The organism is Martinezella lusitana (genome assembly GCF_010668395.1).
Taxonomy (GTDB): Bacteria; Pseudomonadota; Alphaproteobacteria; order Rhizobiales; family Rhizobiaceae; genus Rhizobium; species Rhizobium lusitanum_A.
Genome location: NZ_WUEY01000026.1, coordinates 1 through 18,630, shown reverse-complemented (window position 1 = coordinate 18,630; position 18,630 = coordinate 1). Strand labels below are relative to the sequence as shown.

The 18,630-nt window shown below is 62.6% G+C and carries 16 protein-coding genes; 6 read left to right on the top strand and 10 right to left on the bottom strand.

Annotated elements, in window-relative coordinates; translation table 11 throughout:
* The first annotated feature begins 227 nt into the window (after window positions 1-227).
* The 6 genes from GR212_RS31775 to GR212_RS31750 all read left to right on the top strand — a co-directional run bounded on the left by GR212_RS31775 (window position 228) and on the right by GR212_RS31750 (window position 6,497).
* Complete coding sequence (locus tag GR212_RS31775; RefSeq protein WP_163993114.1) at window positions 228-1,016, top strand: AraC family transcriptional regulator; 789 nt, start codon at window positions 228-230, stop codon at window positions 1,014-1,016.
* A gap of 89 nt (window positions 1,017-1,105) precedes the next feature.
* A complete protein-coding gene (locus GR212_RS31770; protein ID WP_163993112.1) occupies window positions 1,106-2,092 on the top strand; it encodes an alpha/beta hydrolase fold domain-containing protein in 987 nt (328 codons plus the stop codon).
* Window positions 2,093-2,120: 28 nt separating this feature from the next.
* Window positions 2,121-3,278 carry an amidohydrolase gene (locus GR212_RS31765; RefSeq protein WP_163993110.1) on the top strand — a complete coding sequence of 386 codons (1,158 nt, stop codon included), beginning with the start codon at window positions 2,121-2,123 and terminating at the stop codon, window positions 3,276-3,278.
* Between the two features lie 133 nt (window positions 3,279-3,411).
* Entirely contained in the window at window positions 3,412-4,539 is a 1,128-nt protein-coding gene (locus GR212_RS31760; protein WP_163993107.1) for a zinc-dependent alcohol dehydrogenase family protein, read from the top strand.
* 56 nt (window positions 4,540-4,595) lie between these two features.
* Entirely contained in the window at window positions 4,596-5,192 is a 597-nt protein-coding gene (locus GR212_RS31755) for an FMN-binding negative transcriptional regulator (RefSeq protein WP_163993106.1), read from the top strand.
* Window positions 5,193-5,423: 231 nt separating this feature from the next.
* On the top strand, window positions 5,424-6,497 hold the full coding sequence (locus tag GR212_RS31750; protein WP_163993103.1) for a DNA topoisomerase IB: 1,074 nt from the start codon (window positions 5,424-5,426) through the stop codon (window positions 6,495-6,497).
* A 157-nt stretch (window positions 6,498-6,654) separates the two neighbouring features.
* Here GR212_RS31750 and GR212_RS31745 read toward each other — a convergent pair whose 3' ends face one another.
* From GR212_RS31745 to GR212_RS31700, 10 genes are all read right to left on the bottom strand, one after another.
* Window positions 6,655-7,737, bottom strand: coding sequence for an LLM class flavin-dependent oxidoreductase (locus GR212_RS31745; RefSeq protein ID WP_163993101.1), 1,083 nt, complete (start codon window positions 7,735-7,737; stop codon window positions 6,655-6,657).
* Window positions 7,734-9,464 carry a dipeptide ABC transporter ATP-binding protein gene (locus GR212_RS31740; RefSeq protein WP_163993099.1) on the bottom strand — a complete coding sequence of 577 codons (1,731 nt, stop codon included), beginning with the start codon at window positions 9,462-9,464 and terminating at the stop codon, window positions 7,734-7,736. Before GR212_RS31740 ends, GR212_RS31745 begins: the two co-directional genes overlap by 4 nt.
* On the bottom strand, window positions 9,443-10,291 hold the full coding sequence (locus tag GR212_RS31735; protein ID WP_163993097.1) for an ABC transporter permease: 849 nt from the start codon (window positions 10,289-10,291) through the stop codon (window positions 9,443-9,445). The genes GR212_RS31740 and GR212_RS31735 overlap by 22 nt, the downstream gene beginning before the upstream one ends.
* Window positions 10,288-11,298 (bottom strand): ABC transporter permease, encoded by a 1,011-nt coding sequence (locus tag GR212_RS31730; RefSeq protein WP_163993095.1) that lies wholly within the window; start codon window positions 11,296-11,298, stop codon window positions 10,288-10,290. Before GR212_RS31730 ends, GR212_RS31735 begins: the two co-directional genes overlap by 4 nt.
* A 39-nt stretch (window positions 11,299-11,337) precedes the next feature.
* Window positions 11,338-12,990, bottom strand: coding sequence for an ABC transporter substrate-binding protein (locus GR212_RS31725; protein WP_163993094.1), 1,653 nt, complete (start codon window positions 12,988-12,990; stop codon window positions 11,338-11,340).
* 462 nt (window positions 12,991-13,452) lie between these two features.
* The gene (locus GR212_RS31720) at window positions 13,453-14,055 is read right to left on the bottom strand and encodes a 2-hydroxychromene-2-carboxylate isomerase (RefSeq protein WP_163993091.1); all 603 of its coding nucleotides are present in this window, start codon (window positions 14,053-14,055) and stop codon (window positions 13,453-13,455) included.
* Complete coding sequence (locus GR212_RS31715; RefSeq protein WP_163993089.1) at window positions 14,039-14,632, bottom strand: TetR/AcrR family transcriptional regulator; 594 nt, start codon at window positions 14,630-14,632, stop codon at window positions 14,039-14,041. Before GR212_RS31715 ends, GR212_RS31720 begins: the two co-directional genes overlap by 17 nt.
* A gap of 39 nt (window positions 14,633-14,671) precedes the next feature.
* Window positions 14,672-15,715, bottom strand: a complete 1,044-nt coding sequence (locus GR212_RS31710) for a ketopantoate reductase family protein (protein WP_163993087.1) — start codon at window positions 15,713-15,715, stop codon at window positions 14,672-14,674.
* The gene (locus GR212_RS31705) at window positions 15,712-16,956 is read right to left on the bottom strand and encodes an acyl-CoA dehydrogenase family protein (protein WP_163993085.1); all 1,245 of its coding nucleotides are present in this window, start codon (window positions 16,954-16,956) and stop codon (window positions 15,712-15,714) included. The genes GR212_RS31710 and GR212_RS31705 overlap by 4 nt, the downstream gene beginning before the upstream one ends.
* 116 nt (window positions 16,957-17,072) lie before the next feature.
* On the bottom strand, window positions 17,073-18,173 hold the full coding sequence (locus GR212_RS31700) for an LLM class flavin-dependent oxidoreductase (RefSeq protein WP_163993083.1): 1,101 nt from the start codon (window positions 18,171-18,173) through the stop codon (window positions 17,073-17,075).
* Window positions 18,174-18,630: the final 457 nt, after the last annotated feature.

The window sequence follows — 18,630 nt, the reverse complement described above, 5'->3', positions numbered from 1 at the left end:
ATTCCCCTTTTCTATTCGTTACTCGAAAAGCACTCCCGGCGGGGTGCCGCTGCGTTGCTTTTCGTCCTGAGACAGTAGCATCAAGCCACGGGGAAGTTTGTCGCGGCCGGGACTGAAAGTGTTTTGAACTGGCCAATTTGATGCAGTGGCAAGCAAATTTGCTTGAATCAGGCTAAGGCTCGTGACCACAGTTTTCCGCTAGGAAGATGTGCTTTGGAGAGGCGAGGATGAAGCGCAGTCAGGATTACCCGCTCACGATCAGGCCGGTCGTGACGCTGTCGGACGAGTACCCGGCCGGATATGTCGACCCCTTCCATGCACATGAGCGGGCCCAGCTCAGCTTTTCATTGTCGGGCGTCCAGGCCGTTACGACGGAAGCAGCGACCTACGTGCTGCCACCCAACCGGGCGATCTGGATTCCGCCCGGCGTGCGCCACCAGACCCAGTGTCGCGAGAACGTCAAATTCTACGCTGTCTATATAGACCCGATGCTCGACAACCTGCCGAAGGAGTGCCGGGTTTTTGAGGTTTCCGATCTGGTGCGCGCGCTGATCGGCGAGATCATGACGTTCAATTTCGCCTATGACGAGGCAGGACGCGAGGGGCAGATCGTCCGGCTGCTGCTGGACGAGATTCCACGCATGCCGACAGCGAACATCCAGATACCCATGCCGAGCGACAGCCGCATCCTGCGGGTTTGCAACATGATTATCGACAATCCCGGAGACCACAGCGATATCGATTACTGGGCTTCCGTCGCCAATATGGGGCGGCGGACATTCACGCGCATCTTCAAGAATCAGACGGGCATGGCTCTGGCCACATGGCGGCTGCAGGTGCGCCTGATGCACGCGCTCTCGCTCCTGCATGCGGGCCATTCGGTGACCTCTGTTGCCTATGGCATAGGCTATGAGAGCGTCTCGGCGTTCACGTCGATCTTCCATCGTTCCTTCGGCGCCCCGCCGAGCCACTATCGTGCGGAGCACAACCTCAAGCCGCAGGGCACAACGGCCTGATCGAGACAGGAAAAGACCCGGCGAAGGGAGCGCCGGCGCACGGACGATTGCTAAGATTGCCTCGACCCGAAGACCATGAGGCCAGTTCCGTGAGCATATCTCCTTCCTCCCCGCAGCACGCCACCCTGTCGCCAATCGATGACGAAATTGCCCTGTTCCTCACCAGGATGCGCAAGGGCTGGGCACAGTATCCGTCGCTCTCCAGCGTTTCTCCCGAAGAAGCGCGCCGGATCGCGGAAATCGTCCGCGAGCCCTTCCGGCAGGGCGGCCCCGTCATGGCAAAGACGCAGGATCTGTCGATCCCGACACGCCACGGGGCTATGCGCGCTAGGCTCTACGATCCCGGACTGCCGGATGATGCGCCGGTCCTCGTCTATCTCCACGGCGGCGGCTTTGTTCTGTTCAGCATCGACACCCACGACAGGCTGATGCGCGAATATGCCCATGCGGCCAAGGTGAAGGTGCTGGGTCTCGACTACTATCGTTCTCCCGAGCACAAATATCCCGTCGCCATCGATCAGGTGGAGGATGCGCTCGGCTGGCTGAAACTCGCATCGATCGGCATCGATCCCTCGCGGCTGGCTCTGGGCGGCGATTCGGCGGGCGGCAATCTTTCGCTCGCCACGGCAATCCGCATGCGCGACAAGGGTGATGGCGCTGCGATCAAGGGCCTGCTGTTCAACTACGCGGGTTTTGCAACCGAATGCTCCGATGAGGCCGAGGCGCTGCATGGCGGGCCGGGCTCCGTCATGGATCGCGAGGAGGTCAACTTCTATTTCCGCAACTACACGCGCACGCCGGAAGACCTGACCAATCCCGAGATTTATCTGCTGAAGGCCGAGCTTCATGGCCTGCCGCCCGCTTTCCTTGTCGTTCCGGATCGGGATATCATCGCGGCCGACAGCTTCGAGATGGTGGAGAGGCTGCGGGGGGCTGGCAACGTCGCCGACAGCAAGGTCTACAAGGGCGCCACGCATTCCTTCCTGGAGGCGATGTCCATGTCCAGGTTGGCACGCGAGGCGATTGCCGATGGCGCGCGGTTCATATCCCGCGTGCTTGGCAGAGCAGGCGCCTGAACGAGGGAAGACAAGAAAGGATGGGCTCATGTTTCTGACTGAAGGCGATATCGGGGATCTGGTGCGGTTTCGACACGATCTTCACCGGCATCCGGAAATCTCCGGCGAGGAACATGAAACGGCCGGGCGCGTCGTCTCCTTCCTCACGCCGCTGAAGCCGGACCGGATCATGACGGGACTTGGCGGCACCGGTGTCGCCGCCGTTTTCGAGGGGAAGGGGTCGGGGCCGACGTTGCTCTTCCGCTGCGAGCTCGATGCCCTCCCGATCGCCGAAACCCGCGACATCGCCCACAAGTCGCTCGTGGCGGGCAAAGGCCATATGTGCGGCCATGACGGGCATATGGCGATCATGGCCGGGCTTGCCCACGGCCTGTCGCGGGAGCGGCTGCGGCGCGGCCGCGTGGTGCTGCTCTTCCAGCCTGCCGAGGAAACCGGCGCGGGCGCGGCGGCGGTGCTCGACGATCCGCGATTTGCCGAGATCCGCCCGGATTTTTCCTTTTCGCTGCATAATTCGCCGGGCCTGGCGTTCGGCGAAGTGGCGCTTGCCGAAGGGCCGGTGAATTGCGCCTCCCGCGGCATCCGCATTCGGCTGACAGGACGGACGGCGCATGCGTCCACGCCCCGCTCCGGCAAATCGCCCATGGGTGCGGTGGCGGCCCTGATGACGGCGCTTGCGGCCATGTCCGTCGACGGCGCCCGCGACGAGAGCCTCTCGATGGTGACCGTCACCCATGCGTCGCTCGGCGAGCCCACCTTCGGCGTCGCCCCGGGCACGGCGGAGGTCTGGGCGACGTTGCGCACCTTGATCGACGACCGCATGGAGCATCTCTGCAACGAGGTCGAGGCTTTGGTGAAACAGGTCGCTACCGCCGAAGGGCTCGGTCTTTCCATCGACTACAGCGATATCTTCTCCCATTGCGAAAACAGTCCGGAGGCGGTTGCCCGCCTTGCCGAAGCGCTGGAGCAACAGGGTATCGCCTTCGGTCGCGGCAACCTGCCGATGCTTGGATCGGAAGATTTCGGGCGCTTCCGAGCCGTTGCTCCCTCGGCGATGTTCCTCCTCGGCGCGGGACCGAATTGTCCAGCGCTTCACAGCCCCGACTATGATTTCCCGGATGGCCTCATCGGCATCGGCGCCGGCGTTTTCATGCGTGTCGTGCAAAACATGCTCGGCGACGCGGCCTGATCCTGATCCTGTCTTTCGCCATCGCAATGCGGCCCTATCGCGATAGTTTTTGACCTGATGTCGCAGGCGGGCCATGCCGCCGGGATGATAGTCTCCTGCGTACATTCCACATCAGCCGAAAGGGTTGCCGACGATGAGGATCAAAGCTGCCGTGCTCGAGGAAATGGGGCTGGACCGGCCCTATGGCGAAACTTTGCCTCTCAAGGTGCAGATGATCGACCTTGAAGGGCCAGGCCCGGGGGAGGTCCTCGTGCGCATGGCGGCCGCGGGTCTCTGTCATTCGGATCTGTCCGTTATGGAGGGAAACCGGCCGCGCCCCTTACCGATGGTGCTGGGCCATGAAGCTGCCGGCATCGTCGAGGAGGTCGGTCCTTTCGTGGAAGACCTGAAGCCCGGCGATCATGTGGCGTTCGTCTTCGTGCCGAGTTGCGGCCATTGCAATCCCTGTTCGGAGGGCCGCCCGGCGCTTTGCGAGCCGGGTGCCGCGCACAACGCCAAGGGCGACCTGACCACCGGCGCGACGCGCCTTTTCCGTCACGGCAAGCCTATCCATCATCATTGCGGCGTATCGTCTTTCGCGGAATATGCCACGGTTTCCCGCCGTTCGCTGGTGAAGATCGACCCCGAGGTGCCGCTCGATATCGCCGGGCTGATGGGTTGTGCCGTCATCACCGGTGTGGGCACGGTGTTCAACGCCGGCGAAATCAAACCTGGCGGATCTGTCGCCGTCATCGGTCTCGGCGGCGTCGGGCTTGCCGCGCTGCTCGGCGCTGTCGCCGCGGGTTGCGAGACCATCCTTGCCATCGACCGGCTGGAGTCGAAGCTCGAATTCGCCCGCTCGCTCGGCGCGACCCACACCCTGCGCGGCGATGATCCGGATGTGGTCGGGAAAGCCCGCGAGATTACCGGCGGCGGCGTCGCCGTGGCGCTCGAATTTGCGGGCTCGGTCCATGCGCTGGAACTCGGCTACGCAATTACGCGCCGCGGCGGAACAACCATCACCGGCGGCCTTCCCAATCCCAACGCCATGCTGCGCCTGCCCGCCGTGACACTGACGGCGGAGGAGCGCACGCTGAAAGGCAGTTATATCGGCTCAAGCGTGCCGTCGCGGGATATCCCTCGCTTCCTCAATCTCTACAAGCGCGGCAAGCTGCCGGTCGACAAGCTGCTGACCGGCCGCCTGAGCCTTGAAGAGATCAATGCCGGCTTCGATCGATTGGCCGATGGCGCGGCCATTCGCCAGGTCGTTTGGTTTCTCTGATATTTCGAACGAGAGCCGGGCACGAGACCCGGCCGCAACGTCATGGGCAGGATAAGATGACAGGAAAATTCGACAACTGGAACGATCGCGACATCGGCGACGTGATCGACGCCTATCCGATGGCGGCCATCGCGGCTCATGACGGTGATTTCCACATGACCGATATGCCTGTTCTGCTCGAGCGCAATGCCGATGGCCGGCCGACGGCGTTGCTCGGCCATCTGCCACGGCATGCGCCCATTTATCCGGTTCTCAACAAGGATTCCCGCTGTCTCCTGAGCTTTCATGGCCCGAGCGCCTATATCTCACCGGCCATGGCCGGAAAAAGCGATTGGGCGCCGACATGGAATTTCGTGGTGGTGCGGATTGCGGCGGAAATCGCGTTCAGCGACGAGTTGACCGACGAGGCTCTGGTGCGAACGGTCGCCCATATGGAGCAGAACGAACAGACGCCCTGGACCATCGACAGCCTCGGTCCGCGTTATGCGAAGCTCCGCAGCGGTGTCATCGGTTTTCGCGCCCGTATCCTTTCCATTTCAGCCCGCTTCAAGCTCGGCCAGGATGAGAGCGACGAAACCTTCAGCCACATTCTGGGCGCATTGAAAGACGACGCGCTGGTCCGTTGGATGAAGCGCATGCGGGACCGGGCATAGAACGATGAAGGGTGGATAGTCGGGCATCCGCCCGATCGGCGATGTCGCTCTGTCGATTTCTCATGATCGCCTTCTGGCGCGATGGCTTCTGTCATCGCGCCGCTTCTCATGCGGATCCTGCCCCACAGCGGATCTCTCCGCGCTTGCGAGACGGTCGCGCCATCAAAATCCGGGATCAAACATCCAGGCGAATGTATGGGAACCGGCGCATCGCGCGGGAGTTATCGGGGCATGAACCAGATCATCTCCAAAGTGGATGCCGCCGCCGCGGCCGCCGAACTGAAACTCCATTCCGGACTGACCTACCTTGTCAGCCTTGAGGACGGCATTCGCCGAAGGCATGGAAAGAACGGATTTCTCTATTACATGCCAAGCGGAATGCGGATCACCGATAGAGTGGAGATCGCCCGTCTGGACGCCCTGGCCATCCCTCCCGCCTATACGGACGTGGTGATCTCGACAAATCCATTTTCCCATCTTCAGGCGATCGGAATCGATGCTCGCGGGCGCAAGCAATATCGCTATCATCCGGACTGGCATTCCGAACGCGGTCGCGTGAAGTTCGATCGTCTCGTCGACTTTGCAAGCAGTCTTCCCGAAATCCGCCAGCGGGTCGATGCCGATCTCGGCTCCCGAGGCCTGACCATGGAAAAGGCCTTGGCGACCGTGATCTGGATGCTGGACAACCTCTATATTCGCGTCGGCAATGCCGCCTATGCCGAGGCGAACCGGTCTTACGGAGTGACGACGCTCAAAAGGCGCCATGTGCGCGTGGAGGGGGGAACGGTCAAATTCCGCTTCAGGGGCAAGTCCGGCAAGGAATGGAATCTGGTGCACAGCGACCGACGCATCGCAAACGTCGTGCGAAGGTTGCAGGAGCTGCCGGGCCAGCAGCTTTTCAAGTATGTTTGCGACGACGGGGGCTACCGGCAGATCTCGTCGCAGGACGTGAACGCCTATATCAGGGAGACGTCCGGAAGCGATTTCAGCTCGCGTCAGTTCAGAACGTGGGGTGCGACTTGCATGGCGGTCTCGGCTCTGGCTCCCCTCGACGTGGAATTGTCGGAGAGAGCGGTCACGCGCCAGCTCAATCAGGTGATCGATACTGTCGCATCGATGCTCGTCAACACGCGTTCGGTTTGCAGGTCATCCTACATCCATCCCGCGGTTTTCGAGGATTTCAGGGCCGGATGCCTTCCAGAGGTCCTCAAGATCCAAACGCGCAGCGAGAGGCTCCTGCAGTGGATGGACATCGAGGAGGTTCGCGTGTTGCGATGGCTTCAAAGACGGGTGTCGAAGGATTGAAACCTTTGAAGGAGTGGCAGCCCGCCGCGCGGCCGCATGATTGAGATTTGGTACTGGATCGCCGGCCACTCAAAGGACGCCACCATGCTCCCGCCGATGCCGAGAGCACCTTTTAAAGGTCAAGGCGACGGACCCTGAACGGCGTAGCCGCGCGCTGTCATGCGCCAGGCGACCAGCCGAAGTTCGGCGCCACCGTCTGCGCAAGGTCGGTCAGTAGCCGTATGTTCTCGGCAAGATTGAAGGCGGGCGGCAGGAAAAGCACAACCTCGTCTGCGGCGGCAAGGCCCGGGTCGCTGAGGACCGCCTCGATCACCTGGTCTGGGGTGCCCTGAAAGACCGGGGATATCTGGATCCCGGTTGGCTGATTGGCCGGCGCCAGGGCGCCCTTGGGGCGGGATGCGGCGATGCCGTGGGTGCGACGCTCGAAATCGTAAGCGGCGTATTTTTCCCGGAGCTCGGTGGTGGTGCCCACCAGAATCGAGGCTGCGACGGTGACCGGTGGCGGCTCGGTACCCCATTTATGGGTCCATGTGGTGCGGAAAGCATCGATGGAGCGGGCCTGATACTCCCCGAACGTCTCGCCTTCGGCATGATCGTGCTGCACGGTTCCGGAGATCAGCCCGATCCCGAGTTCGGCGGCCTGCACAGCCGAGGCCAGGCTGGCCGAGCCCTGCCGGATCCGGGAGCGCAGGGTCGGGCTGTGCGGCGTTACGCGCAGTTCCGTGCCTTCCGGGGCACCCTGACCCGGCCCATCGACGACGTGCAGGACCGTGCCCGAGAGCGCGTCAAGGAAGCGTGCCTGCCGGCGCTTGGCCTCTGTCCGCGCATCGGTGTCGACCGCGCCGAAAACCGCGTCGAACACGGCATTGGCGCCGGTCGAGATGGCCAGCTCCAGCCGGCCGCCGATCAACAGATCGGTGGTCCCGGCTGCTTCGGCGAGCAGGATCGGATCCTGGTAGCGCATCGGGATGACCGCCGAGCCCAGCGTGATATGCTTCGTATGCTGGCCGGCCGCGGCGAAGAACGGAAGTGGCGAGGACAGATAGTGGTCGAAGTGCCGCTGGTAGGCCCAGCCGGACTGATAACCCAGCCGCTCTGCCGCCTTGAACAGCTCGATCCCGTCGCGCAACCCCTGCGCCGGCCCTGCTTCGTCGTTGAATGCCACCCGGGTGTTGAAACCGAGCCGTCGCTTCGGACGAAAGATCGCGGGCAGGGGGCTGACAGATGCGGCTATGGTCATGCGATCTTTTCCTGGTTGATGATCCGGCGAAGTTGCGGGTGCGGTGCGCGGGCGATACCGGCAACGCCGGTCGGGATCGATTCCAGCAACGACACCGTATAGGGCTGCCGCGGGTTGTCGAATATGTCCTTGACTCTACCCTGTTCGACAATACGCCCGCGCTGCATGACCGAGACGGTGTGGGCGAGCTGGCGCACGAGGGCCAGATCGTGCGAGACGAAGACATAGGTCAGGCCGAGGCTGGCTTGCAGCGAGAGCAACACTTCGACGATGTCGGCCTGAACGCTGACGTCGAGCGCGGAGGTAGGCTCGTCGAGAACGATTACATCCGGCTTCAGGACCAGCGCCCGGGCGATGGCGACGCGCTGGCGCTGGCCGCCTGACAAGGCTTGCGGCTTGCGCGAAAGCAGATGTTCGCCAAGCCCGACATTGTCCAGCGCCTCGCGGACGCGCGCCGTCCGTTCGTCGCGGGTTCCGATGTCGAACCTGTCGAGCGGCTCGCGAACCAGCTGCTCGACCTTCCAGGTCGGGTCGAGCGAGGTGAACGGGTTTTGATAGACGAGCTGAAGATGGCGCCATACCGTGCGCAAAGACTGTTGCGAGCGACCGGTGAGCTTTTCCCCGGCGATCGAAATGTGCCCGATATCCGGCTGATCGAGCCCAAGCAGCAGCCGGATCGTCGTCGTCTTGCCCGAGCCCGACTCGCCGACGAGCGCGTGTGTGGTGCCCGCCTGGACGGTGAACGATACGTCGTCAACGGCGGTCAGCACCTTGCCATCGACGGTGAAGCTCTTCGTGATGCCGCTGACTTCGATCTTCGGCGTGGTAGTGGCATCGGCGTCAAGCAAACGGAAGCCTGGATCGCGAAGCTTGTGGTAACGGTCGGGGTTGAGGGCCGGGACGTCGGCATGCAGTTTCTTCGCGTAGGCGGACGCAGGCGCGGAAAAGACGGCCGCGGTGTCACCGGCCTCCTGAACAACGCCGCCCTTGAGGACGACAAGCGAGTCTGCCCGCTCGGCGGCGATCGCCAGATCGTGGGTAATGAGGAGCAGGCTGATATCCAGCTCGTGCTGCAAGCGCGAAAGCAGATCGAGAATCCGCTTCTGGATCGTGACGTCGAGCGCGGAGGTCGGCTCATCCGCGACCAGCAGCAGCGGCCGAGGCAGGACCGCAAGACCGATCAGCACTCGTTGAAGCATCCCGCCGGACAATTGGTGGGGATAGGAGTCGTAGACACGCTGGGGGTTATCGAGCCCGACCTCGGCGAACGTCTCCAGGACGAGCGCCTTGCGCACGATCTTGTTGGGCTCGTCGGCAAGCGCGGCCGCTTCCATCGCCTGGGCACCGATCGTCCGCACCGGATTGAGCGCATTGGCGGGGTCCTGCGGGACGAAGCCGATGGCTCGTCCCCGCAGCGGCCGGAACCGCCGCTCGGGCAGCCCCAGCATGTCCTGGCCCTCGAACTCGACGCGGCCGGCGGCGCGGCCCCCGCCGGGGAGCAGCCGCAGCACCGCGCGGGCGATGGTCGACTTGCCTGAGCCCGACTCTCCGATGAGGGCAAGGCTCCTGCCGCGGCCCAGCTCGAATCCGACATTGGAAACGACCTCATGCGGCCCGTAGGAGACGGACAGGCCGTCTACCTGGAGCAGGGGCGCTGGCCGAGGCGACGACACCGCCGCACCGTCGGGACGGGCGAGAACTGCATTCAATCTGTCTTGCGAAGCCATCGGCTGATCCTATTCACAGAGAGGACGGTCGCGATCGTGACGAAGGCGGGCGCGTAAACCAGCCAGGGCCATTTGAGGTAGTCCTTGCCGATTGAAATCAGCAAACCCCAGTCGGAGGCCGGTGGCGGGTCGCCATAGCCGAGGAAGGCGAGGCTGGCGATTACCAGGATCGAATCGCCGAACTGCAGCACCGCAAGCGGCAGCACGGAGCGCGACGCATTCGGCAGGACGTGCCGCCATAGAATGTGCCAGCGCGAGCCTCCCAGCAGAAACGAGGCTTCGATGAAGGTTGCCTGCCTGGTCTTGATGACCTCTGAGCGCATCACCCGGGCGAAGACGGCCACCGACGAGACGCCGGTGGCGATGGCGGCGTTGGTGGTGTCGAAGCCGATCGCGGTGACGACGATGACGGCAAGCAGGAACTTCGGAATGGCAAGCAGCACGTCGACGAGGCGGGCAAGCACGGTATCGACACGACCGCCGAGGAAGCCGGCCAGGAGGCCGATGAGCCCACCGGCCACGACGCCGATGACGACGGCGATAAGCGCGCTCCTGACGGAGGAAGCCGAGCCATAGACGACGCGGGTGTAGAGGTCGCGACCCAGATGATCGGTTCCGAACCAGTGTCCGGTACTGGGACCGAGCAGCTTTTGAGCGGGAACGCCGATGGCCGGGTTGTGGCTGGTGAACAGGCCCGGCGCGAGCGACCAGGCGATCACGATCGCAACGACCAGGAACGAGAGCGCGACGATCGGCGGCAATCGCGGAACAGCCAGCAAACCGGCCGCCTTGATGCGCGAGGACGTGGCGGCGGAGACGAGGGTCATGACGTCACCGCCTTGGAAATGCCGGCGGAGCCTTCGTCCACGGCCGCCGGGCGGGCCTCCGCATTGCCGACAAGCTTTATGCGCGGGTCGAGCAGCGGATAGACAAGGTCGGCGATGAGATTGACCAGCACGAAGACCACCGCCGCCAGCGATACGACAGCTTGCAGGACGGGCAGATCCTGCGTGCTCACCGAGCGCTGTACGAGGCTGCCGACGCCGGTGCGTCCGAAGACCGCCTCGGTTATGAGCGAGCCGCCGAGCAGCTCGCCGACGGTGAGCGCTACGACGGTGACGACGGGAAGCGAAGACGGCTTCAGCAGGTGCTTGGCAAAGAGGCGCATCTGCCCGAGGCCGCGGCTCCGCGCGACGGCGGCGTATTCCTGTCCCGACTCGTGGTCGAGATTGGCGATGAGCACCTCGGCGATTTGCGCCGAGATGGGGATACCCAGCGCGACCGCCGCAAAAAGGGTCGCCCAGAAGCTGTCGGGCTCAATGACGCGGAAGAGACCGAACTGAAAGCCGAAGATATGAATCAGCACCAGGCCGATCACGAAATTCGGCACCGACAGGCACAAGGACGGAAAACCCCGCAGCAAGCCCTGGCCGAACCTTTTGGGAAGGAATTGGGTGCCGTATGAAATCACGATCGCCAGCAGCAGCGCGACGGCGAGAGCCGCAAAGGCAAGGACCAGCGTCGAGGGAAGCACCTCGGTAATCATGGTCGTCACGGGTCGGTTGGTTCGCATCGACAGGCCCAGGTCGCCGATCAGGAAGTGGGACAAGGAGGTCGACAGTTGGACCAGGACCGGTTTGTCCAGGCCCTGAGCGGCGATGATTTCCTTGATCTCTTCCTCGGTGAACCCGTTCTGCGGATTGCGCAGGACGTTCGTCACGGGGTCGCCCGGCAGGATGCTGACGACGACGAAGGTGAAGACATAGGCCAGCAGAATGACGACAACGGCCTGCACGAGGCGCTTTGCGGCGTAGGTTAGATAGGCATTGCTCATGCCGGTCACCTCCTCGGTTGCTCGGTTGAACTGTGCGGGCTACGCGCTTTTCGTGGCCACGTAATAGCTGGCGTAGGCGACGCCGTTGTATGTCTCGCCCTTGAGTTTCGGAGACTGGACATAGATGCGCTGGACGATCTGCGTTCGCGGGATGAAGTAGCCTTGTTCGAGGACGTATTTCTGCAGCTCGTCGAGGAGCGGGTTGCGGATTTCGGCGGAACCGGCGCTGGCGATCTTGTCGCGCAGCTCGTTGAGTTTCGCGTCGCTTTCCCCGAGGGCGAACCAATTCTCGCCATTGTTGGCGTCGGTGAGGATGCTGGCGACTGTACCGGCGTCGATGAAGCTGCGCGTGACCTCATAGGCCGGCACGGCCGGGCCGCCATACTGGACCTTCTGGCCGAAGGTCACGACGTCGTAGGCCCGGATATCGACCTTCCAACCGATCGCGGCCAATTGCTGGGCGATGAGCTCATCGATCGATTTCGAGGTCGCGAGGTAGGGGTTGGAGTTGAGCGTCAATGACAGCTGCTTGCCGTCCTTTGCGCGTATGCCGTCGGCGCCCTTGATCCACCCAGCCGCGTCGAGCAGCTTCTCCGCCTTGTCGGGATTGTAGGCGAGCAGGTCGCTATGATCAGTCGCGCCGGGCACGTTGCTCTGGATGAACGAGGTCGCGAGCTTCCAGTCGGGCGTATAGACGGTATCGATGATTTCCTGGCGATTGATGCCCGCCTGCAGGGCCTGGCGTACCTTCACGTCGTCGTAAGGCGCAAGCTTGGTGTTGATGGCCCAGCCATTCACGAAACCGAGATAACGCGGCGTCGCGACTGTGAAGCCGTCCTGCTTGAGGGACGTCAGTTCCTGTGGCGAGGCGTTGTAGGCGATGTCGGCCTGCCCGGACTGGACAGCGGCGACGCGCAAGGATGGTTCGGATACCAGCTTGTAGGTGATCGTATCGAGGAAGGCCGGACCCGTGTGGCCGACTGCCGCCGGACCCCAGTTGTAATCCTTTCTCTTCACCAGTTTGACGAAGTCTCCTTCCTTCCAGGAGTCGACCAGATACGGGCCGCTGCCGGAGGTCTTGCTCAAGTCGGCCTGCTGGGCGGCCGGCTGAGCGATCGTCTTCGGGGAGATGAGGATCGATCCGTGATAGCCGAGCGTCGGTATGAAGCCGAGTGTCGGCGCCTTGAAGAAGACCTTCACGGTCGCTGCGTCAACGGCCTCGGCATGGTCGTATGTCTTCGGGAAGAGCCCGATCGGGTTGATGCCCTCTTTCTTGCGGCCGGCGTACCAGATGTCGAGGTTGGCCACGACGGCGGCCGCGTCGAGCGGCGTGCCGTCGGAGAAGGTCGCGCCGCCTTTAAGGTGGAGGGTGAATTCGGTGGCCTTGTCATTCTGCTCCCAACGCTCGGCAATCCAGGGGCTGACCTTGCCGTCGGCGTCGACGTAGACAAGCTTGTCGGTCACATGGCCCCAGATATGACCCTGAAAGCTGGAAATCGCGCTGTTGTTCGGGATCCAGGTATCGCCCAACGAGTCGATGAGAAAGGTGATGTCTCCGCCATTGACGGCTTCGCCGGCACTGTAAGCCGGAGTGAGGCCCGCCATCGTCGCCAGGGCTCCGGTTGCCACTGCGGAAGTGGTGATCAACAGACGGCGCCGGGAAAGGGACAGCGAGAAAAGGCGTTCGGTCATGGAGAGATCCTGCTGGTTCGGTTTCGGCGAGTTCGTGAAACAAAGCCTATGCAGGCAGAACCAAAGGAGAAAGACTGGTTGTTCTTTTTCTACTAAATTTATGGATTATTTTGTCCGGTTTTGGCGCGTGCGGGGGTCGGCTTTTTTCAAGGCCTGTCGCCGAGAGACGCAGCAGGGTCAAAACCCTCCTTGGCGATCGAGCTCCGCGGACTGATCGTATCCGGATCGATTTTTGAAACTGGGCGGCTTGAGGATCCGCAATGGCCGTAGTTCGCCGACGGACCGTTCAACCTCCACCTCCTAAGCTGCCGGCGTGCGCCCGTTGCCGCACGATCTTGCAGGGTTTGATGCCAAAGGGGACGCAGAAAGCAGTGCGCGATTTTCGCGCGGCATACCGATTTTCTGATCGGCAGATGGTGGAGGATTTCAGGTCTCGTCGACCTGAAATCCTCCACGCTTTGGTCAGGCCACCAGCTTTTCGCCGGACAGATGGCGTTCCAGGAAGGGAAGGCTGTCCTGCCCCCAATAGAGCTCGCCGTCATAGCGGAAGGTCGGAAGGCCGAAGACGCCGGCCTCCTTTGCAATTTCGCGATTGCTGCTCCAGAGGTTGCTGACCTCGGAAAGGGCCGCGTGTGCTTCGAGGGCTGCACCGTCAAATCCGGCCGCATCGGCAATCGCCTTCCGCACATCGGCATTGCCGATGTCTGCGCCGGCACTCCAGAAGGCGCGCTGCAGTGCCCTGGTCAGCTCCACCCAGTCCAGGCCCTTGAGCTGGGCCGCCAAAATGAGAAAGCCGGCAGGAGTCGGGTCGGAGAGCGCGGACCGATTGGTGAAATCGAGCGTTTTGCCGCGAAGAGAAGCCCAGCGCCGGAGATCCTTCACCCCGTAGGCGCGGCGAGCGTCGGGGCGGTCACGCGAGTAGATCGCGCCATTCTCGACGATCAACGGAATGAGATAGGGGCGAATTTCGGCGTCGGATTGCGCCGCCAGCTCGATGAACGGGTCGAAGCCGATATAGGCCCACGGCGATCCGATCCCGAAGAAATAGTCAATGGTTTTGGTCATAAGGCTTTCCTCCAGACAGGATGTATTGGCCGGTTGCACTATCGAAGACGGAAAGCGCGCAGTCGCGTGCCATCAAGACGGCCTGGGGATCACGGCCGACGGCGACCGTTGCGAGCGCTCCTTCGTAAAGCAGAGACATGTGCGCGGCAGCCTGTTCGGTCGAACACCTGGCAGCCGCCATGATGGAGCGGAAGATGTCGCCCACGGCTTTCTTGTGCTCGCGGGCGATCGAGACCACGCGCTCGGAATCGCCATGTTCGGCGACGGCCAATGCAAAGGCGCAGCCGCGAAACTCGGGACTGTCGGCCTTTTCGAACAGGCGCTCAAAAATCAGCGCGATCTGGTCGCGCGGCTGCAGCGCGACGTTCGATATGACATCTCCCAACTGGAGAAGCACGCGCTCGTGACGCTCCGTCAGATAGGCTGCGACAAGATGATCCTTGGACGGAAAGTGCCGGTAGAGGGTGGCTTTGGCGACATTGGCTTCGTCGACGATGCGGTCGATGCCGACGGCGCGAATGCCTTCCTTGTAGAAGAGAGTGCCGGCGGTGTTCAGTATATGCTCGGATATTTTCATTGTGTCGGTCCGGATGCCTTCGCATGCATCATCCCGGGACTAGCCCGTTTGATGTGCTTTCGGCCTCGAATGGATAAGGGTGGAGAAAGACAGGTAGTTCTCGGCAAGCCGGCGCAGATTAGCGAAAGGAAGCAGCGCCGTGAAGCCACCTTGTCGCGCCGCCGATCCGGCAATTTCCTGTGCCGCCCTGTTGAACGGCGTCTCTATCGCGTGCAGGCGCCCGAGAAGAACGACCTCTCCGTTCAGATAGTCGACTTCGCTTGAGGCGCCGCGCGTGAAACTCTGCCAGGTCGACTGCTGACCGGGTTGAATGCCGGAGTTTTCGGCGATCTTCCAGTGCGCCATGCTGACCGTGCGTTCCGAGGGCGACGCGAACGTATGGCCAGCCGCCGTCAGAACCGTCTCGGTCTCCTGGACAAGGGCGGCACCGAAGGCGGCTCGTTCGCTTTCAGGTCCGTCGAAGAGTTCCAGCACGTTGCGCACGTTGTGAAGAAGCTTCGCCGCCTTCCACCGCTGAATAGCGTCGGTCGCCTCGGCGATGTAATCGGACCGGCCAAGTTCGGCGACGAGCTTGGCAGCGGTCTCGTCCGTGCCGCGCGGATAACGGCCGATGGTGACGATCGCCACTTGCGGATCACCGCCGACCACGACGTGACCGGTCTCGGTGAAGCGGGCAGGGGTCAGTATGCTGGCGCCATAGACGTTCGCAAAAAGTCTGAGAGCCGCCGCCTCCGTTGCCAGGCCGTTTTGAAACGTGACGATCGGCAGGCTGGAGGCCGTCAGCTCCGGAGCATCCTCGACCGGCCGCCAGGCCCAGACGGAAAGAGCTTCCGCGACATCCTGCGATTTCACCGTCAGCAACAGGATATCGTCCCGCCGCAGCGACGGCGGCCCCGCGGTATCGAAGGCTTTCAGCCGGATCTGCCGCGTCCCGGCGGGCCGCCGGTAGGTGAGGCCGTGATCGATGATGTGCCTTATCTGCGTCCCGCGTCCGACAAGAGCATAGTCGATGCCCGAAAGCTCGAACTGGGCGGCAAGGCTGGCACCGACAGCACCGGCTCCGATAATGATGTAGCGCGTCATGCTCGCCTTTCGGAAATCGTGTCCAGGAGTTCTCGCGGGCCTTCCGTCTGCCGGGAGCCGGAGATTGAACCGGACGTTTTTTCCGCGCTGAGGGGTTGCTCCTCCTCCTCGGCTTTCCGGTTCCACCGGTCGCATGCCGAGCGCCCGAGAATCGAAATTGAGGTGTCTTCCTGGGGGGCGTGGACGAGAACCGATTGGATGTCGCGGAAGTGCCGCTCGATTCCCAGATCGCCGTTGAGGCCGGGATTGCCAAGCGTGCGAACGGCCAGTTGAACCGCGTCGCGTATGTTGCGCGCCGCAAGCAGCCGCGCCCTGATCAGAGCTTCCGGTTCGTCCAGCGAATGGTCGAGCGCATTGAACAGGATTTGCCTTGCTCCGCCCACGAGCAGGTCGATCTCCCCGGCCGCCGAAATGAACCTGTCCGTTCTTGCAATCGGAACGCCGAGATTGGCGGGTATCCGTTCGTGACCGAAGCGGATGAACGCCTCCTGCGCAGCTTCGGCGGCTCCGAGATATATGGCGGTCAGCGCGACGGAGGCGGCGGCATGGGCGCGATTGTCCTGCGTGCCGATGGAGGTGTCGACCAGATCGAGGACGTCTTCGAGCGGCACCTCGACATCTTTGAACTCCACGTCGTGCGAGCCGCTGGCCCGCATTCCCAGGCTCTTCCAGTTCTCGATGACCTTGATGCCGGGACATTCCGATGGCACGACGAAAGTACCGACCCGTTGCGGCGTTTCGTCGGTGCGCGCCCAGACCAGGAAATGGGTCAGGCCAAGCGCGCCGGTGACGAAACGCTTGCGGCCGGAAATCGCCCAGCCGTTCGCCGTCCGGCGCGCCAATGTATCGGGAAGTCCACCCCGCGCCGGAGAGCCAAGCTCGGGTTCGACCCGCGCCGCGTTCAGCAGGATCGGACGATCCCGCGCGTCGTCGAGCAAACGCCGGTATAGCGGCTCCGGCCAGCGGTTGGCCGCCGCCTGGCCGAGATGGGTGAAGATGGTCATTGCGCTGATCAGGGCCACCGAAGGATCGCCGCGGCCCAGAGCCGCAAGGATACGCCCGACATCGGCAATGCCCGCGCCCTTGCCGCCGAACCGGGCCGACACAGCGCTTTCAAGAAGACCGGCGGCATGAACGACCTCTATGCCGGGCCAGGGAAAGGCGCCCGATGCGTCCGCCGCAGGGGCCCCGGCGGCAAGCTTCCGGGTGACTTCCGCGAGATCGATTGTGCTGTAAGACACGTTGCATCAGCCTCTTTGAAGTGGCGAAGAATGGCATTGCGCGGCGCTCACCGTGCGATGACCGATCCTTGCGGGCTATATCCGAATGGTGTTTGCCGGGGCCTCAAGACGGTGGATCAGGCGACCGCTTGTTGCGGCGCCTCACGCTCCGCCAGACCCGCCCTGACGAGGGGCAGAATATAGCGGCCGTAGTCGATGGCATCGTTCAGATTGTCGTAACCGCGGATCGAGATCAGATCCGCGCCAAGATCGACGTAGTCGAGAATGGAATCTGCGATCGTTCTTGGCGAGCCGACCAGCGCGGTGGACGCACCGCGCGCATTGGTTGCCGTCACCGTCGGATACCAGAGAGCCCGGTCATGCACATCGCCCCGGGAGGCGATTTCAAGCAGGCGCTGCGAGCCGACATTCTGCGGAGAGGGGGCGGCCGGCGGAACCTTGCCAAGCCCCTTGGCGCGATTGTCCTTGAGCAGGTCGAGGGTGCGATGCGCCTTGGCCCAGGCAAGCTCGTCGGTTTCCGCAACAATCGGACGGAAGGTGACCCAGATCCGCGGGCGATCCTTGCGTCCCGCGCGGGCCGCTTCGGCATAGACGCGATCGATCTGCTGCCTGGTTTCCGCCAGCGGCTCGCCCCACAGCCCGAAGATATCGGCAAGTTCACCACCGATGCGATAGGCGTCGTCCGACGACCCGCCGACCGATACCGGGATGGTGCCGTTGACCGGACGCACCCGGCTATGGAACTGCTTGAATTGATAGTACCGGCCGTCGAAGTCGAAAGGTTCGCCCGACTGCCAGACGCGACGCAGGATGCGGATATACTCCTCCTGCCGCTCATAACGCTGACGTTTGTCGAGGAAGTCGCCTTCCTTGGCCTGCTCCTCATCGCTTCCGCCGGCAATGAAGTGGACGACCACGCGGCCGCCACTCAGCTGATCGAGCGTCGCGAGCGATTTCGCCGCGACCGTCGGATAGATCGTATTCGGGCGGAGAGCGATGATGATCTTGATATTCTTCGTATGGGCCGCGACCGTCGCGCCGATGGTGAAGGGATCGAAGGATGCGGTATCATAGGGAATGAGGGTATAGTTGAAACCGTAATCGTCGAGCGAGCGGGCGTAACGCTCGAGGAACTGCGGGTCGATTGCCGGATTCTCGAGAGGATTAAGCTCGGTCGAGGCGTTCGGAAAGGTGATGCTGATGAATTCGGTCGGCATATCTATATCCCTGTGGTTTGCTTCACCTGATCGTGTGCCGAAAAGCTAACGCGACCTCCGAGCCTCAGAAAGACAGGTCATTCTTTTTCTACAAAATTTGTAGAATATTTGTGCTTTGACCGTTTCTCCCCCGGAAGCCGAGGGCTGTCTCGACGTTTCATAGCCACCCGCCCTCTATCCTTTCAGAGTGGAACCGAGCGGCGATGACCCCGGTGAAAATGGGTTGCGACGCTGCGATCGCCTTCTTTCGGGTTCGGTCGCACCCGTTGCCAAGAGGCGCAGCCATAAACGAAATCAGGCTGGAAACGGATGGTGCCTCAATCCATTGCAAAAAGGCCCGGTTGGGATACCGGGCCTTTCCTCTCCTGCTCGGAGGTCTGAGCGGGAGATGTGTCGAACTTGGTTCAGCTGCGCGGCTTAGAAGCTGCGCTGGAAGCGGAGGATACCGGCCCACTGG

Coding starts and splice junctions, on each gene's coding strand:
- GR212_RS31725 (WP_163993094.1), bottom strand. CDS start 12,990: ATGACCGAACGCCTTTTCTCGCTGTCCCTTTCCCGGCGCCGTCTGTTG.
- GR212_RS31765 (WP_163993110.1), top strand. CDS start 2,121: ATGTTTCTGACTGAAGGCGATATCGGGGATCTGGTGCGGTTTCGACAC.
- GR212_RS31730 (WP_163993095.1), bottom strand. CDS start 11,298: ATGAGCAATGCCTATCTAACCTACGCCGCAAAGCGCCTCGTGCAGGCC.
- GR212_RS31755 (WP_163993106.1), top strand. CDS start 4,596: ATGACAGGAAAATTCGACAACTGGAACGATCGCGACATCGGCGACGTG.
- GR212_RS31715 (WP_163993089.1), bottom strand. CDS start 14,632: ATGAAAATATCCGAGCATATACTGAACACCGCCGGCACTCTCTTCTAC.
- GR212_RS31735 (WP_163993097.1), bottom strand. CDS start 10,291: ATGACCCTCGTCTCCGCCGCCACGTCCTCGCGCATCAAGGCGGCCGGT.
- GR212_RS31750 (WP_163993103.1), top strand. CDS start 5,424: ATGAACCAGATCATCTCCAAAGTGGATGCCGCCGCCGCGGCCGCCGAA.
- GR212_RS31775 (WP_163993114.1), top strand. CDS start 228: ATGAAGCGCAGTCAGGATTACCCGCTCACGATCAGGCCGGTCGTGACG.
- GR212_RS31710 (WP_163993087.1), bottom strand. CDS start 15,715: ATGACGCGCTACATCATTATCGGAGCCGGTGCTGTCGGTGCCAGCCTT.
- GR212_RS31745 (WP_163993101.1), bottom strand. CDS start 7,737: ATGACCATAGCCGCATCTGTCAGCCCCCTGCCCGCGATCTTTCGTCCG.
- GR212_RS31720 (WP_163993091.1), bottom strand. CDS start 14,055: ATGACCAAAACCATTGACTATTTCTTCGGGATCGGATCGCCGTGGGCC.
- GR212_RS31740 (WP_163993099.1), bottom strand. CDS start 9,464: ATGGCTTCGCAAGACAGATTGAATGCAGTTCTCGCCCGTCCCGACGGT.
- GR212_RS31760 (WP_163993107.1), top strand. CDS start 3,412: ATGAGGATCAAAGCTGCCGTGCTCGAGGAAATGGGGCTGGACCGGCCC.
- GR212_RS31700 (WP_163993083.1), bottom strand. CDS start 18,173: ATGCCGACCGAATTCATCAGCATCACCTTTCCGAACGCCTCGACCGAG.